Raw genomic sequence first — 17,061 nt, forward strand, 5'->3', positions numbered from 1 at the left:
CCAGGTCCTTCGCGACTACGCCCTCGAGGGTCGTGCCCTCGTGGTCGTAGCGAACGGTCTCGACGCGCACGTCGGCGCCGGCGGGATCGGGGACGATCTGCAGGATGTCGTCGGTGGTGGTCACGATCCGACGCTACGCCCGGGACCCGCGCGCTGCCGGGCGCTGGCCGACGAGCGGCGTCCGGTGGTCGGTCGATCAGGCGTCGATGTTGTCCCAGCCGTCCGGCCCCTCGGACCCGGCGGCGTAGTCGTCGAGCGGCGTCTTCCCGTCGCGCCAGGCCTCGAGGAACGGCTCGACGACCTTCCAGCCCTGCACGGCACTGTCCCCGCGGACGGAGAGCGTCGCGTCGCCCTCGAGGACCCCGGCGAGCACCTCGCCGTACGCACTCAGCCGTCCGGGGTTGAAGGTGACGGCGAGCGCGGTGTGGTCGATCGTGTACGGGTCGCCCGGGCCGTTCACGTTGAGCTCGAGCTGCATCTCGTCCGGGGCGATCCAGATGCGGAGCCGGTCGGGCCGTTCAGCGCCGGTCAGCCCGTTCGGCACGTGCGGCGAGTCCTTGAAGGTGATGACGATCTCGCGGCGCTGCTGCCCGAGCGCCTTGCCCGACCGGAGCGTGATCGGGACGCCTGCCCAACGCCAGTTCGCGACCTCGAGGGTGAGCTGGGCGAGCGTCTCGGTGCCGAGCGACGGGTCGACGCCGTCCTCGTCGACGTAGCTCGGGAGCTTCCGGTCGCCGATCGTCCCGGCCGTGTACCGCGCCCGCTTGCCGGCCGCGACGACGTCGCCGCCCCAGGGGCGGACGGCGCGCAGCACGAGCTCCTTCTGCGTGCGGAGGTCGTCGGCGTCGATCGATGCGGGAGCCTCCATCGCGACGACGGCCATGACCTGCAGCAGGTGGCTCTGGATCATGTCGACGAGGGCGCCGGCCTTGTCGTAGTACCGGGCGCGTCCCTCGAGGCCGAGCGTCTCGTCGTAGACGATGTCGATGCGCTCGACGTGCTGGGAGGACAGCAGCGGCTCGATGATGCGGTTGGCGAACCGCAGGCCGAGCAGGTTGAGCACGGTGGAGCGGCCGAGGAAGTGGTCGACGCGGTGGATGCGATCCTCGGGCAGGAACCCGTGCAGCACGTCGTTGAGGTGCTCGGCGCTCGCGGCGTCGGTCCCGAACGGCTTCTCGAGCGCGAACCGGATGCCCTTCGGCAGGTCGAGCCCGGCGAGCACCTCGCAGCTCTTCTCGGTGACGGCCGGCGGCAACGCGAAGTAGACCGCGGGGTCGTGGTGGCAGTCGGCGAGCAGGGCCTTCAGGTCATCGGCGCTGGTGACGTCGGACTTGCGGTAGCTCGACGCCTCGACGACGGCGCGGAGTCGGGCGCTCAGCCGCTCGGACCCGTCGTGCGCGCCCTCGTCCTCCTCGTTCTTCGAGGCCTGTGCGTTCTCGAACGCGTCGTGCACGAGGCGCTTCCAGTCGTCGTCCGACAGGTCCTCCGTGCCGGCTCCGACGAGCTGCACGTCCCAGTCCTCCTTCACCTCCAGCAGGGTGGCGAGACCGGGGAGCAGCAGCCGCTTGGAGAGGTCGCCGCTGGCACCGAGGATGAGCAGGGTGGTCTGGAGGCTCGACATGCCCCAGACCGTACTCACGAGTCCTGCAGGTGGCCGGGTCCGGAGCCCTCCCGTCGGGTCGCGCTCGCCCCACGCCGCTCCGGGCGTGCTCGCGGTCGCGCCGCTACGGTGGTGGCAGTCCGGCGCGAGGGAGCACCATGAGCAGTGAGCACGACGGGCGACGCCTCCGCGTCGCGGTGATCGGCACGGGCATGATCGCGGGCGTCCACGTCCGCGCGGCAGCGGCAGCGGGCGCCGAGGTCCTCGGGGTCCTCGGGCGCACTCCGGACCGGTCCGCCCAGGTCGCCGACCAGCTCGGACTCCCCCGTGGCTACGCGTCGCTCGACGATGTCATCGCGGACGCTCCCGACGTCGTGCACGTGTGCACCCCGAACGGCCAGCACCACCCGCAGTCACTCGCGGTCATCCGCGCCGGCATCCACGTCGTCTGCGAGAAGCCCCTCGCGCTCGACCCCGAGCAGGCCGACGAGCTCGTGGCCGCTGCCGCGGAGGCCGGTGTCGTCGCGACCGTGCCGTTCGTGTACCGCTACCACCCGGTCGTCCGTGAGATCCGCGCCCGTGTGGCAGAGGGCGAGCTCGGTCGGCTGCTCGCCGTGCACGGGCACTACCTGCAGGACTGGATGCTCGACGAGGACGCCTCCTCGTGGCGGGTCGACCCGTCCTCGAGCGGAGCCTCCCGCGCGTTCGCCGACATCGGCTCGCACTGGTGCGACCTCGTCGAGTTCGTCATCGGTCAGCGCTTCGTCGAGGTCTCCGCCGCCACCGACGTCGTCTACCCGACCCGTCCGGCGGCGTCCGGGCCCTCCTTCTCCGGCTCCCCCGACCCCGACCCGGTCGCCGACGCCGCCCAGCGCGCCGACGTCACGACGGAGGACACCGCGGTCGCGACGTTCCGGACGGAGGCCGGACGCATCGGGAACGTCGTCGTCTCGCAGGTCTCCGCGGGCCGCAAGAACCGGCTCTGGTTCGAGGTCGACGGCACCCTCGGGTCGGCGGCGTTCGACCAGGAGCAACCCGAGTCGGCCTGGTTCGGCTCCGAGCGTGGCGCCCAGATCATCGTGCGCGACCCGACGCAGGGCGCCCCGGACCAGCGCCGCCTCGCGGTCGTGCCGGCGGGGCACCCGCAGGGGTACCTCGACGCGTTCACGGCGTTCGTCGCGGACACCTACGACGCCGTGCGCGGCGGGTCGCCCGAGGGCCTGCCCACCTTCGCCGACGGCGCGCGGGCGGCCGCGATCATCGCGGCGGTCCTCGACAGCGCGCGCGACCGCGCCTGGCACCCGATCGACTGAGCGTCGCGCGGTCGACCGAGGGTCGCGCCACGCGGAGCGCTCCGCGCCGGACTGGAGGCCCGGGTGACGTGACCGACGTCGGTCACGTGGTCCGGGCCTCCGGTCTGAACGCGTACAGCCTCCGGGATGCACGCTGGTCGCATGGGTACGACCGTGAGCGACTTCGTCATCGACCGCATCAAGTCCTGGGGTGTGACCCGGGTGTTCGGCTACCCGGGAGACGGCATCGGCGCGTTCGACGGGGCCCTCGGCAAGGCGGACGGCAGCGAGCGCGCCCTCGAGTACGTCCGGCCGACGCACGAGGAGATAGCGGCGCTCATGGCGACCGCGCACGCGAAGTTCACGGGCGAGGTCGGGGTGTGCGTCGCGACGTCGAGCCCCGGCGCCTTCCACATGCTCAACGGCCTGTACGACGCACAGATGGACAACCAGCCGGTCGTCGCGATCGTCGGGCAGCAGGGCCTGGCGTCGATCGGGTCGTTCACGCAGCAGGAGTCGAACCTCGAGCGGGTGTTCGCCGACGTCGCGTGCTACGTCGAGACCGTCGCCTCGCCGGACGCCGCAGGGGTCGTGATCGACACCGCGTTCCGCACCGCGATGCTCCGGAAGCAGCCGGCAGTGGTCGTCCTCCCCCACGACGTGCAGGCGATGGCGTGGGAGGAGCCCGCCGCCGAGCACTGGGTGTCACGCTCGAGCGACGTCCCGGCCTCGACCCGCATCACCCCGTCGGCCGAGGACATCCGGAAGTTCGCGGAGATCCTGAACTCCGGTGAGAAGGTCACGTTCCTCGTCGGGGCAGGCGCCCGCGGCGCGACCGACCAGGTCCTCGCCGCCGCCGAGAAGACCGGCGCGGGCATCATCACGGCCCTCCGCGGCAAGGACGTCGTGCCGTCGGACGTGCCGTACCACACGCAGCAGGTCGGACTCCTCGGGTCACGCCCGAGCCTGACGCAGATCAAGGAGTGCGACACGATCGTGCTCCTCGGGACGAACTACCCCTACGGCGAGTACCTGCCGAAGAGCGGACAGGCCCGCGGTGTGCAGGTGGACATCAAGCCCGAGCAGCTGGGCCTGCGCTACCCGACCGAGCTCAACCTGTGGGGCGACGTCGGTGCCACGCTCGACGCCGTGCTGCCGCTCCTCGAGCAGACCGCGGACCGCTCGTGGCAGGAGCAGCTCGCCGACGAGATGCGCGAGTGGGAGGCCGAGATGGCCCGCCAGGCGGAGGTCTCCTACAGCGACGGCGTCAACCCCCGCCGGGTGATCGCGGCGGTCAACGAGCGGCTGCCCGAGGGCGTGACCGTCACCTGCGACGCGGGCACCACGGCCGACTGGTACGGCCACCACATCCGTCTGCGCCGGGGCATGCACGGCGACATGTCCGGCCGGCTCGCGACCATGCTCGCCGCGATGCCGTACGCCGTGACCGCGAAGTTCGCGTTCCCGGACGCGCCGGCGGTGTGCACGATCGGCGACGGTGCGTTCCAGATGCTCGGGATGAACGAGCTCATCACCGTGAAGAAGTACATGGCGAACTGGCCCGACCAGCAGCTCGTCATCGTGATCATGCACAACGACGACCTCGGGCAGGTGTCGTGGGAGATGCGCACCGAGGACGGCAACCCGATGTGGCGGGGCTCGCAGGACGTCGAGACGATGGACTACGCCGGCTACGCCGAACTCCTCGGGTTCACGGGCATCGCGGTGCACGACGACGCCGAGGTCGAGGCGGCCGTCGAGCGGGCGTTCGCGAACCCGGGCGTGACGGTGATCGACGCCTACGTCAGCCGGAGCGTGCCGCCGCTCCCGCCGCACATCACCGCGGAGTACGCGATCAACACCGCGAAGAGCCTGCTCAAGGGCGACCCGGTCGAGCTCGACGTCGTGAAGGACTCGGCGAAGGCGATGGCCGCGGAGGCGGTCGAGCGGGTGAAGGGCGCGCTCGGACGGGACTGAACATGTTGCTCGTGTGAACATCGTGTGACGCGTTCGGGGGGCGTCTGGCGTGTTGCCTGTGCGTCCTCCTAGGTTCGTCGCCGATGAACACTTCCCACCACTCCCGAACGCGTCGTGGGCGCCTGGTCACGGGCGCCGCGCTCGCGACCGCCGGTGTCCTCGTCGCGCTGTCCGTGCCGTCGGTCGCCAGCGCTGCCGACGGCGACACCACGATCGACATCGTCGACATCAACGACTTCCACGGCCGCATCGAGTCCGAGGGCACGACCGCCGACAAGGCAGCGGGCGCCGCGCGGCTCGCGAACGTCGTGCAGGCGTACCGCGAGGCGAACCCGAACACGATCTTCACGAGCGCCGGGGACAACGTCGGTGCCTCGACCTTCACGTCGCTGATCCAGCAGGACGCGCCGACCATCAAGGCGCTGAACGCCATGGGTCTCGACGTCAGTGCGATCGGCAACCACGAGCTCGACAAGGGGCAGACGGACTTCACCGACCGCATCGAGACCGCGGCCGAGTGGCAGTACGTCTCCGCCAACATCGTGCAGGAGGGCACGACCGAGCCCGCCTTCGAGCCGTTCGAGGTCATCGAGAAGGACGGGGTCAAGGTCGGCTTCATCGGCGCGACCACGGAAGACCTCATCCCCGGGCTCGTCAGCCCCGGCGGCGTCGAGGGCCTCGCGATGGCCCCGATCGTCAGCCAGGTGAACCGGTACGCCGAGCAGCTCACGGACGACGATCCGGACAACGGCGAGGCCGACGTCCTCGTGCTCCTCGTCCACGAGGGCGCGGCGTCGAGCGACATCGCCGACGTGACCGGCACCAGCAAGTTCGCCCAGATCGCCAGGGGCGTCGACGAGCGCGTCTCGGCGATCGTCTCGGCGCACACGCACTTCTCCTACGACCACGACGTCGCCGGGCCGACCGGCAAGCTGCGCCCCGTCATCCAGACCGGGTCCTACGGGATGAACTACGGGCACCTGCGACTCACCGTCGACAGCGCGAAGAACCTGACGAGCATCACCGCCGACGTGGAGCCCGTCAACACGGACCCACTCGTCCCGACCGACACGCAGCCGGCGGAGGACGTCGCGAAGATCGTCGCGGACGCGAAGACCGTGGCCGACGAGAAGGGCGCGGAGAAGCTCGGCACCATCACGGGCGATCTCCGACGCGCCGTGCAGTCCGACCGCACGTCCGAGAACCGCGGCGGCGAGTCGGTGCTCGGCAACAACATCGCCGAGGTGCAGCGGGCCGCGACCGAGCGCAACGGATCGCAGGTCGCGTTCATGAACCCCGGCGGACTCCGCACCGACATCCTGTACGCGTCGAGCGGTGCGAACGACTCCGACGGCGTCGTCACGTACAAGGAAGCCGCCCTCGTCCAGCCGTTCGCGAACACGCTCGTCACCGAGGACATGACCGGGCAGCAGATCAAGGACGCCCTCGAGCAGCAGTGGCAGCCCGACGGTGCCGACCGGCCGTTCCTCAAGCTCGGCGTCTCGAACGGCTTCGCGTACACCTACGACCCGTCGAAGGGTCGGGGCGAGCGCATCACGGGCATGACGCTGAACGAGGAGCCGATCGCGCTCACCGACACGCTCAAGGTCACGATCAATTCGTTCCTGTCGACCGGCGGTGACAAGTTCTCCGCCTTCACGACGGGCAAGAACATCGCCGATTCCGGGCAGGTCGACCTGCAGGCCCAGGTGGACTACTTCACCGCGAACCCCGTGGTCACGCCACCGACTGACCAGCGCGCCGTCGGGGTCACGGTCACCCCGACCCCCGCCGACGGCTTCGAGCCGGGAGACGAGGTGACGGTGCGACTGTCCTCACTGGTCTTCTCGTCCGACGACCCCGCGGAGGCGGGCTCGGTCTCGATCAGCGCCGCCGGGGACGAGCTCGCCTCGTCCGCGATCGATCCGACGATCGAGGACAAGACCGACGAGCAGGGCAGGGCCACGCTCACGTTCCGCGTCCCGGGCAGCGCTGACGAGCAGTCCGGGGTGGCGCGCGCAGCCCTGACGACGCGCGCGGCGGCCACGACGGACGCGCCACTCGTCGTGGAGCTGCCGAACGGGCAGTCGATCACCCTCGCGGTGACCATCCCGGTCGCCGCCGAGGCCGGGGACCCGGGAACGGACCCGGGCACCGACCCGTCCGACCCCGCCGACCCGGGCACGACGCCCGGTGCCGGCAGCGGCGGTGACGTCGACGATGGAGCCGGCACGGGCGTCGACACGGACGGTGACAGCACGGTCGACGTCGTCGTCCCGGACCGGGCCGGCGGCGAACTCGCCTTCACCGGCGCCGAGCTCACGGGACCGGCCGTGGCGGCCGGGCTGCTGCTCCTCGCCGGCATCGCCAGCCTGGTGGTCGCACGTCGACGCCGCGCACTGCGCGCAGGAGCGGGCACGGCTGACTGAGGCGCGACCAGGACGGACCGGAGGCGCGGTGCCAGCGGGCACCGCGCCTCCGGTCCGCCATCCAGTCCGTTCAGGTCACTGTCCCTCCGGGGCGGAGCAGCGTATCCTCGGCCGTGTCGCACAGCGACGCGTCGCGCCGGGTCATCTCTCATCCGCCGGCGGTGGTTCCGCTCGGTGCGGACTCCGCGGCGCGGGTGCTCTCCGTCTCCAGGGAAACGACGGAGGGCACCCACCACCGCGGCACCCGACGGATCAGCGGAAGAGCTGCTCCGCGATGTACGAGCCCTTCCGGGGCGCCGGAGGGATCGCGAAGACGCCGGACCCGATGTGCGAGACGTACTCGTTGAGCCGGTCCGAGGCACCGAGCTTCCGCTGCAACCGCGTGAAGTGCTCCGGGTCGTTCACGTACGCGGCGAACAGGAGCCCGGCGTCGAGCTGCCCGTACTGGTTGAGCCCGTCGGTGTAGTTGTACCCGCGCCGGTGGATCTTCACGCCCCCGTTCGCCTCGTGCGCCGCGAGGGCGACGTGCGAGCGGACGTCGATCTTCGTCGTGCCGTCACCGTGCACCGCGTGGAAGTCGGGCGTGGTGTGCTCGGAGCCGCCGGAGAGCGGGGCGCCCTCGATCTTCGTCCGGCCGAAGACGCGCTGCTGGTCGGCGACGTTGTCGGCGTCCCAGGTCTCGAGGTTCATCCGGATCTTCCGGACGACCTGGTAGGTGCCGCCCCGCATCCAGGCGGCACCGTCGCCCGGGTCGTCGACCCACACGAAGCGGCTGAACTCCTCGTCGGTGGACACGTTCCGCGTGCCGTCCTTGAAGCCCATGAGGTTCCGCGGCGTCGACTGCGAGGGGCCGGCGGAGGCTCGTCCGAAGCCGAGCACGGTCCAGCGGACGGTCGCCGTCCCGCGGGCGATCCGGGCGAGGTCGCGCACCGCGTGGTACGCCACCTGCGGGTCGTCCGCGCAGGCCTGCAACGAGAGGTCCCCGCCGGTCAGCTGCTCGTCGAGGTTGTCGCTCGGGAGCGTCGGGATCGCGGCGAGGTGCGCCGGTCGCTTGTCGGCGAGGCCGAAGCGCTCGTCGAACACACCCGGGCCGAGTCCGACCGTGACGGTGAGGGACGCGGGACCGAGGTCGAGGGCCTCCCCCGTGTCCGCTCCGACGCCGTTCCCGTGGGCGGGCTCGACGCTGCCGACGGTCTTCCCGGCCTGCAGTTGCGCGATCGCCGCCGACCACCGGGCGAGGAGCACCTGGAGGTCCGTCGTCACCGACGTCGAGAGGTCGAACGTCATGAACACGCAGTGCCGCTGCGGAACGGTCCGGATGCCGCCCTGGGGCTGCCCGGACGACGTCGCGTAGAACGGGTGCTCCTGGGAGAGGTCGATCGACTCGTCGCCGTTCGCGGCCGCTGCGAAGGGGTTCACCCCGGTGGCCGCGGTCGCGCCGGCGACGCCGACCGCGGCGCCGACACCGGCCCCGGCGGCGGCGAGGCCGGCGCCGAGGAGCCCGCGGCGGGAGACGCCGCCCCGGCCGTGCTCGTGCTCGTTCGTCACGCCGTGGCGACCTTCTCGGCCAGCCGGGACAGGGGGTCCTGCAGCGCCTGGACCTGCTGCGAGATCGCGTTCGCGTCCTGGCGCTTCAGCTCGCCCGTCCACGGCTTGAAGCCACCGAGTCCGTCGGCGTCACGGTAGCCGTCCATCAGCGCGTTCGTCGCGTCGAACTGCTTCGCGATCTGCTTCGTCAGCGTCGGGTCCGTCTTCGTCAGTCCGGGCTTGAGGTACGCGAAGGCCTGCCGAGCGCCCTCGACGTTCGCGGCGAGGTCGACGAGGTCGATGTGGCTGTAGGCCTCTTCCTCGCCGGTGATCTTGTTCGACTGGACCTCCTCGAGCAGGCCGGCCGCACCGTTGGCGAGGTCCTCGGGCTTGTAGTCGAGCGTCGGGACGAGCTTCGCGAGCAGGTGCACGTTCTCGGTCAGCGCCGCGGCGGTCTTCTTGGTGGACGCCGTGATCGCGCCGCCTTCGAACAGGTCCTTCTCGACCGCGTGGAAGCCGCTCCAACCCACGGACTCGTCGAGGTTCGAGGCCCGCATGTCGATGAGGTAGTCGAGGTTGCCCGCGTTGTCGGTGGCCGTGAAGCCCTTCTTCACGAAGCCGTCGACGTCGCTCTCGATGTGCTCGTAGAACGGCCGGGCGTTCGCGTAGTCGGTCTTCGCGGCGGCGAGGTCGCCCTCGTCGACGTCGGCCTGGAGCTGCTCCACGGCCGCGACCATGTCGGTGACCTGGCCGTCGACGTACGTCGCGTAGCCCTCGGTACCGTCCGCGAGGAGCGTCGCAGCGCTGCTGTTCGCGGTGTTCGCGACCTTGCCGGTCACGGTGAAGTCGGTGAGCTCGGTCGTGGCCCCGGGGCAGTACACCTGGTACTTCCCGCCGCTCAGCGTCGCGGTGAAGTGCACGGGGTCGAGTCCGGGTGCGAGGTTCTCCTTCTCGCCGAGGATCCGCTGGTCCTGGAGGAGCTCGACCTCGGTGATGGCGGTCGACGACTCGTTCTTGACCGTGAAGGTCACGGGGCCGGCCGGGACCTTCGTGGTCGACACGGCGCAGGCGTCGGAGCCGTCGTTCGTCAGCGTGACGGTCACGCGCGCCACCTTGCCGGATGCGGACGGGTCGCTCGACGCGGAGGACGCACCGGACGCGCAGCCGGTCAGCGCGAGCGCGGTGACTGCGCCGAGGGCACCGAGGGTGATCAGGGGACGGACGGTGGACTTACCGAGCGGCATACGCGGGGCTCCTCGTGGGGTCGTCGGCGGGTGGGCCGCGCGACGCGGTGGTGTCGGGGTCGGGCGCAGGGGTGGCTGTGGTGCGACGACGGTCGCGGACCGCGAGCAGCAGTTGCGCTGCGGCGGCGATGCCGAGCGCGAGCGGCAGCCAGGCCGCCCAGAGCTGCAGTTCGGCGCCCCGGGTCGCGGCGGACGCTGCGGTCGCCGCGGCCCGCTGGGCGGCAGCGTCGGGGACGCGCCACACGTCGCGGTCGAGCGTCGTGGTGCGAGCGGACGGGAGGCCCCCACCGCTCAGCGTGAGCACGTCGCGTTCCGAGGCGGTCGCGTCCAGGACGCCGTCGGCTGCGGTCCAGAGGGTGGTGGTCCGCTTCGTGGCCCACTCCGCCGTGAAGGGGCCCGGGTTGGTGGACGGCGAGATGCCGACCGGGATGCGCCCGAACAGGCCGACGAGGTCGTCGAGTGTCAGGCTGCTCGGTTGCTCGGCGGAGGCGCCGGCATCGACGACCTGCCAGCGGTCGGCAGCGACGCCGTCGCGGGTGACACGGCGGTGCGTCGACGCGGGCAGCTCGACCTCCGACTGCGAGCCGTTGCCCCGGGTGCGGAGTGCGGCGGCCGTCCCGTGCACCTCGGCCGTGAGGCTCGTCTGGTCGCCGTCGAGCCGGACGGTGTCGGAAAGGCGCGGGGTGGAGGCAGCGGTGACCGGGACGCCGACGGCCAGCGCGACGGCGGCGACCGCCAGACCACCCGCGACGACCGTCCGGACGACCGGCACCCGCGCCGGGGCCGGACGCCAGGCACGCGGCCAGAGGGACAGCGCGAGCACGGGCACGAGGTAGAGCACCCAGCCGAGCACCTCGATGACGCGGGGGTCCGCCGGGATCCCCAGCACGCCGGTGACGAGAGCACCCTGGACCGAGCCGTTCGGCGCGAGCCAGGACAGGTCGACGGTGCGCTGCTGACCGATGACGACCCAGCCGGCCTCGTGTGCGTGACGGATCGCGGTGAGGACGAGTCCCGCCGCGACGAAGACGAGGAACACCCCGGTGCCGGTGAAGAACCGCGACAGGTTCAACCGGACGCCGCCCGTGTAGATCCCGTAGCCGATGAGCACCGCCGCGGCGATGCCGATCACTGCGCCGAGGGCGGCCGAGCCGGTGTCGTTCGACGCCTGGAACGTCGCGAGCAGGAACACCGCCGTCTCGAAGCCCTCCTTGAGGACGGCGAGGAAGGCCATGCCGGCGAGGGCCCATGCCGTGCCGCGACCGAGCGCTGCGGTGGCACTGGCCTCGAGGTCCTTCCCGAGCGACCGCGCGTGCGACCGCATCCAGACGATCATCCCGGTCACGAAGACGACGGCGACGACGCCGATGACGGTCTCCATGCCCTCCTGCTCGGCCTGCGGCAGCGCCTGCTCGACGAGCTGGAGCCCGAAGCCGACCGCGACGCTCAGCAGCACGGCCGTGCCGACGCCGAGCCACATCGGCGTGAGGGAGACACGGTTGCGACGCAGGAACGCGGCGATGATGCCGACGATGAGCGTTGCTTCGAGGCCTTCGCGGAGGCCGATGACGAGTGTGGCGAGCATGGCGTAGGTGAGGCTAACCTAACCCAGCCCCGGCTCGCCACTCCTGCCGCGTGGGGTTTGATGGTTCTCATGAACCTGCTGACCGCCGAGGGCCTGGCATCGGTCACGAACGTGCTCGATCTCGCCGGTGTCTTCGCGTCGGCGTTGCTCGGTGGGTCGATCGCCCGCACGATGGACTTCGACCTCTTCGGGTTCCTCGTCGTCGGGTTCGTCTCCGGCCTCGGCGGCGGCATCCTCCGCGACACGCTGCTGCAGAACGGCCCCCCGGTCGCGCTCGTCGACCCGCTCTACGTGCCGGTCGCGATCGCCGGCGCGCTCGTGGCGTTCTTCGTGTCGTTCTCCGAGCTGACGTGGGACCGCCTCTTCACGATCCTCGACGCGGCCGTGATCGGCATCTGGTCCGTCGTCGGCGTGCAGCGGACGTTCGACGCGGGACTCGGCTGGCCCGCTGCGATCATCATGGGCACGATCACCGCGGTCGGCGGCGGTGCGATGCGTGACCTGCTGCTCCGCCGCGTGCCCGCGGTGTTCGGCGGGAACGCCCTCTACGCCACGGTCGCCGTCGCCGCCTCGGCCGTGATGGTGGTCGCGTCGTTCCTCGGGTCACCCTCGATCGGCATCGTCGCGGCGATCGTGCTCTCCCTCGCGCTGCGGTACGGCGCGGTGCGGCGCGGCTGGGGGCTGCCGAACGGTCGTGACTGGCAGCCGCAGTCGACGCTGGGCTCCCTGCTCCGCCGCGGTCGGGGCCTCCGGGTCGTGCGTCCGGACGCCCTGCGACTCCTCCGCCGGCCGGGCCGTCGCTCAGGGGTCGGCAGCGTGCACGAGCACCACGACGCGGACGCCGAGAGCCAGGACACGTAATCGACTACCGTCGTGTGGCCGCGCGGGCGTAGCATCGAGACCGCCGGGTATCGAGTCCGGCGCACGGAGCAGCGAGCACCGACGCGACCCGAACGCGGCGGTTCACGAGCACCGTGCCGAGGGGGCTTCGCTGATGCCGCGCGGGATCAGACGCGCGGCGCGGCAGGTCTCCGCGGACCGGGGACGTCAGGATCACGCGAGTGTGTCGGACAGGTCGTCGGACCCGCCAGAATGGTCCCGACCACCACCACACGCTCCACGTCCGTCGACCCGACGACGAGCGAGGGGCACCGTCGAACCAGGATCAGATGAGCGACGAAGCTTCCCCCACTTCGCGAACCCCTCGGGCAGAGGTCCGGGAACGACTGCTGACCGCGGGCGCCCAGGTGTTCGCCGAACAGGGCGTGCACGAGTCCCGGCTCGACGACATCGCCGCGCGCGCGGGGTTCAGCAAGGGTGCCGTCTACTCGAACTTCAGCTCGAAGGAAGACCTCGTCGCACAGGTCATGCGGCGTGCGACGAACCTCGTGCTCGGCTCGTTGCAGGAACTCGTGCACGCCGACATCGCCTCCGTGCAGATCGGGGACGTCGTCCGGCAGGCGTTCGGTCGCCACGACCAGAGCGCGCAGTTCGCCCTCCTGTCGGAGTTCCGCGGCTACGCCACGCGGCATCCCGAGCTCATGCCCGAGTTCGTGGCGCAGCGCCGCAGCCTGCAGGACGGCGTGCAGGAGCTCGTCGACCTGTGGTTCGGCGCCCACCCGGAGATCGACCCGGGCATCCCCCTCGACACCTTCGCGACCGCGCTGATCGCGGCGAACGTCGGCCTCGTGTTCGACGCGCCCGCCCTTCCCGGGATCGACCCCGGTGAGGTCGTCGCGGCGCTCGTGGAGGCCGTCGTCCGCCCACGCTGAGCGAACGCACGACCGGATGCCGCGTCGCGACCGCTCGCAGCGCGCGGCCCCGCGCTACGCCGGGCTGCGACGCGACCGACGTCCTTCGTGCGACCACGCCGACGACGGCAGCAGGCTCGGCGGCAGCACGCGCGACCGGACCCGACGTCCGGCGGACACCGACGCGTCGAGCGCACCACGGGCCTCCCGGACGGCCCGCTCGAGCGCGTCGCGGTCGCTCGCACCGGCCCCGGCCACGCCGAACCGTTCGTGGTCGACGGCGTCGACCACCCGGTCGAGCGCCGGGACGACGCTCGGTGGCAACCCGCCTCGCAACCTGCCGAGCACGGCGCGGGCAGTGCGGGCAGCCGCTGCGGCGTCGCCCGGTGGCGCGAGGCCCGGCGCGTAGCCGTGGTCGGCGACGTCGTCGAGGACCTCCCGCCACGCAGCCGTCGCCGGGGAACGACCTGACCGGACCGCCGCGAGCCGCGAGCGCCGGCGGAGTGCGCGCACCACACCGGGTGCGAGCAGGAGCGCCGCGGCGATGACGATGCCCGCAGCGAGGCCGAGCGCTCCGTTCCCGCCGCCGGTGTCCGACGTGGACGCGGCACCCGGCGCCGTCGAGGCGGACGGGGTGGCAGAGGGCTCGGTCTCGGCCGGCGCGGAGCGGTCCGGTGCCGGCAGCGGCGTGTCGGGCGTCCCGGGGGTCGCGGACGCGGAGGGCTCCGTCGAGGGCTGCGCGGCCTCGTCCGAGTCGGGCGTCGGCTCGAACGCGACCCACCCGGCGCCCTGGATGTACAGCTCGGGCCAGGAGTGCAGCTGCCGGTTCGAGACCGTGTACTCGCCGTCGGCCTGGTCGGTGCCGGCACGGTAGCCGACCGCGATGCGGGACGGGATGCCGAGCGTGCGGGCCATCACCGCCATGGCGGACGAGAAGTGGACGCAGTACCCCTCCCGGACGCGGAGGAAGGTGTTGATGACGTCCATGCTGTCGCCGTCGTAACCCTGCTCGACCGGGGCCGTCTCGGAGTAGGTGAAGAGGTCGCTCCGGAACCACTGCTCCAGCGCGCGTGCTTCCTCGTAGTCGTTGCCCGCTCCGGCTGCGACGCGTGACGCCGTGGACGCGATGTCCTTCGGGAGGTCCTTCGGGAGCGTGAGGTCGGTCCGGAGCTGCGCTTCGGACGGCCGCGCGAACCCGCGTCCGTCGGCGCGCGCGAGCATGCCCGTGCGGGCGAACGCGTCGAGGTACTCGTTGGCGAAGGTCGAGGCGCCGTACACCTCGTAGGTCGCGCCGCGTGGAGTGGCCTGACCGGTGGACCGCAGCGTGTTCGACTGACCCATCCATCGCCACTGCTGCAGGTCGAGGTTGGTCGAGCGCGCCTGGACGGACACGGCGCCGGACGGCACGGGCAGGTAGTTGCTCGACAGCCCGGTGATCCGGATCGTGACGTCGCCGCGGGTGGAGAGTCGCGGGTTCACCCCGACGGCCCACTGCTGCTGGTCGGCCGTCTCCGACTGACTCGCGTCGGTCACCGTCGGGACCCAGTCGCCGGTGCCGAACTCGTCGAGGTCTGCGAGCTTGAGGTACTCCGGCTGGCCGTCCGACGACCGGTACCGGAAGACCTCGAGCGCGTTCGGCCGGCGGAGGTCCTGGCCGAGGTTGAGCAGCGTGCCGGGCCGCCCGGGCTGGATCGGCGACTGGATCGCGCCCGTGACGCCCGAGAGCCAGCTCGCGTTGAGGGGGATCACGGACGGCAGACCGATGGCGACGACGAGGCCGATCGCACCGACGACGGCCGCGGGCAGGGCGCGTTGGACGGGCCGGACCGACAGCCACAGGATCGCGAGGAACGCCACGGCCGTGAGCACCACGAGCACGGGCGGCGCGGGCGTGCCGGTGATGATGCCGGGGACGATGAGGATCACGAGCGCCGGCGTCGCGGCGAGGGCGGCCGTCGGTGCCACGGCGGCGAGGAACAGCGACACTGCGGCGACCCAGGCGATCGCCACGACCACGATGAGCCGGATGGCGTCCGTCTGCGGCAGCGGCGCGGGGTTCAACCGGATGGCGGCGATCGTCTGGCCGAGCGCGCCGTTCCGGTCGAGCCACCCGAGGGGTTGCACGTCGTTGACGAGGGCCGCGGCGCAGGAGCACGCGATCACGGCGGCGACGAGCGCGACGAAGCGGACTCCGGGTGCGCGCCGCCGGACGGCGAGCACCACGGCGACGAGGACCGCCGCGACCACCACGCCGCCGACCCACCACGCGATCCCCTGCACGAGCGGGCGCAGCGCGAGCGCGGCGATCAGGACGGGCACGGGCGCGAGGGCGGTGATCCACGCACTCGGGACGTCACGCTGCTCGTCCGGTCGGTCGAGGATCTCGTGCACGTCGACTCCGCCCCGTCGAGCGGGCGCCTGCGTTCCGGTCACCGGATGCTCCCGGGAGCGGACGCTCCGGCGACCGGCACGACGAGCGTGCGCCAGCCACCGCGGTCGAGGATGCCGCGCACGACCGGCTCCGGCGGCACGATGGTCGCGAGGATCCCCCGGCTCGACCCGATGGTCGCGGACACGAGTTCGGCGGCCTGCTCGGCGGTGCACCGGCCGGTGACGACCGCCGTCATGCCGTGGACGTCCCGGCCACGGACGTCCGGCAGCACCTCGGTCACGTCGCGGGCGTCGGATCGCACCTGCACGTCGGCGAGACCGACGAGCACGTCGGTGAGGCCACCGGCGTCCCCCGCGTGCCGGGTGACGCCGTCCGGGTCGTCGCTCACGAGCAGGACGCGCGACGTCCGTGCTGCGAGCGCGCGGGCGACGCTCGCGGCGACGACGACCGCGTGCTCGAACGCGGCGTCGCCGCCGAGGTCGGACAGCTCGGCGAGGTCGTCGCGACCGAGCGCCTGGTAGGACTCCCGTCGGACGTCGAGTGCGATCACGGCCTCCGGCGGTTGCGCCTGCGTGGTCTGACGGACGTGGAGTTCGCCGCGCCGGGCGCTCTGTCCCCAGTGCACGCGGCGGATCGGATCGCCCGGTCGGTACGGGCGGAGCTCGCTGTCGTCCGCGGAACCCCCCTGGCCGACCCGGCCCTCGTCCGCGGACACCGCACCGGCGAGGGCGCCGGTGTCGATGGCGGTGAGCGGCGTCGACGCGGGGACCACGACCACCTCTTCGGCGCGGACCACCGGTCGGTCGATGCGGAGGAGTCCGAACGGGTCCTCGACGCGGATGGTGACCGGGCCGACGAGACCACGCCCGCGGTGCATCGCCAGCGCCTCGACGTCGAGCACGGCCGGCGGGGTCCGGGGCCCGACGGTCGCGTATGTCTCGGCGTCGGACACGCTCGCGAAGACGTCGTCGAGTCGCTCCCGCACGAGCAGGGTGGACCGGGGTCCGAACTTCAGGGCGGTGCCCCGCAGGGTGACACGCTCGCGGTACACCTCGCCGACCTGGACGATTGCCCGCGCGGCACTCCGACTCCCACGCAGCGGTGCCGCCACGACGAACGCCATCACGGTGCCGAGCACGAGCAGGACGAGCAGCAGCAGCCCTGCCGACACGGCGACGCTCGTGCTGCCGACGAGCCCGCCCCCGACGAGGCCGATGCCGACCGCGAGCAGCGTCCAGCCCCGGGCGGTCGGCATCGGCCTCGT

General features: G+C 72.1%; 11 protein-coding genes. 5 read left to right on the top strand and 6 right to left on the bottom strand.

The features are described from left to right. Nucleotides 1-196: 196 nt before the first annotated feature. Nucleotides 197-1,621, bottom strand: a complete 1,425-nt coding sequence (locus NS184_RS02945) for a glucose-6-phosphate dehydrogenase (protein ID WP_058724654.1) — start codon at nt 1,619-1,621, stop codon at nt 197-199. Nucleotides 1,622-1,758: 137 nt separating this feature from the next. Between NS184_RS02945 and NS184_RS02950 the strand changes: the two genes are divergently transcribed. The 3 genes from NS184_RS02950 to NS184_RS02960 all read left to right on the top strand — a co-directional run bounded on the left by NS184_RS02950 (nt 1,759) and on the right by NS184_RS02960 (nt 7,298). Beyond that, entirely contained in the window at nt 1,759-2,913 is a 1,155-nt protein-coding gene (locus NS184_RS02950) for a Gfo/Idh/MocA family protein (protein ID WP_058724655.1), read from the top strand. A 141-nt stretch (nt 2,914-3,054) separates the two neighbouring features. Further along, nucleotides 3,055-4,869, top strand: a complete 1,815-nt coding sequence (locus NS184_RS02955) for a thiamine pyrophosphate-requiring protein (protein ID WP_058724656.1) — start codon at nt 3,055-3,057, stop codon at nt 4,867-4,869. Nucleotides 4,870-4,952: 83 nt separating this feature from the next. Continuing rightward, complete coding sequence (locus tag NS184_RS02960) at nt 4,953-7,298, top strand: bifunctional metallophosphatase/5'-nucleotidase (RefSeq protein ID WP_058724657.1); 2,346 nt, start codon at nt 4,953-4,955, stop codon at nt 7,296-7,298. A 252-nt stretch (nt 7,299-7,550) separates the two neighbouring features. Here the strand turns inward: NS184_RS02960 and efeB are convergent, their stop codons facing one another. From efeB to efeU, 3 genes are read right to left on the bottom strand one after another with little or no spacing between them, the layout of a single operon-like run. Next, complete coding sequence (efeB, locus tag NS184_RS02965) at nt 7,551-8,846, bottom strand: iron uptake transporter deferrochelatase/peroxidase subunit (RefSeq protein ID WP_058724658.1); 1,296 nt, start codon at nt 8,844-8,846, stop codon at nt 7,551-7,553. Next, a complete protein-coding gene (gene efeO / locus NS184_RS02970) occupies nt 8,843-10,069 on the bottom strand; it encodes an iron uptake system protein EfeO (protein ID WP_058724659.1) in 1,227 nt (408 codons plus the stop codon). Before efeO ends, efeB begins: the two co-directional genes overlap by 4 nt. Continuing rightward, nucleotides 10,056-11,654 carry an iron uptake transporter permease EfeU gene (gene efeU / locus NS184_RS02975; protein ID WP_058724660.1) on the bottom strand — a complete coding sequence of 533 codons (1,599 nt, stop codon included), beginning with the start codon at nt 11,652-11,654 and terminating at the stop codon, nt 10,056-10,058. The genes efeO and efeU overlap by 14 nt, the downstream gene beginning before the upstream one ends. A 69-nt stretch (nt 11,655-11,723) precedes the next feature. Between efeU and NS184_RS02980 the strand changes: the two genes are divergently transcribed. Next, a complete protein-coding gene (locus tag NS184_RS02980) occupies nt 11,724-12,515 on the top strand; it encodes a trimeric intracellular cation channel family protein (protein WP_058724661.1) in 792 nt (263 codons plus the stop codon). A 308-nt stretch (nt 12,516-12,823) separates the two neighbouring features. Then, nucleotides 12,824-13,426: a TetR/AcrR family transcriptional regulator gene (locus tag NS184_RS18175; protein ID WP_083513405.1), complete on the top strand. Its 603-nt coding sequence runs from the start codon at nt 12,824-12,826 to the stop codon at nt 13,424-13,426. A gap of 54 nt (nt 13,427-13,480) precedes the next feature. Here the strand turns inward: NS184_RS18175 and NS184_RS02990 are convergent, their stop codons facing one another. Together NS184_RS02990 and NS184_RS02995 are read right to left on the bottom strand one after the other, a co-directional pair. Further along, nucleotides 13,481-15,838, bottom strand: a complete 2,358-nt coding sequence (locus NS184_RS02990; protein WP_152998029.1) for a transglutaminaseTgpA domain-containing protein — start codon at nt 15,836-15,838, stop codon at nt 13,481-13,483. Beyond that, a partial coding sequence (locus NS184_RS02995) for a DUF58 domain-containing protein (protein WP_152998030.1) occupies nt 15,835-17,061 on the bottom strand: 1,227 nt, incomplete at its 5' end. The genes NS184_RS02990 and NS184_RS02995, both read right to left, overlap by 4 nt.

Origin of the sequence: Curtobacterium luteum (assembly GCF_001475545.1) — a bacterium.
Classification (GTDB): domain Bacteria; phylum Actinomycetota; class Actinomycetes; order Actinomycetales; family Microbacteriaceae; genus Curtobacterium; species Curtobacterium luteum_A.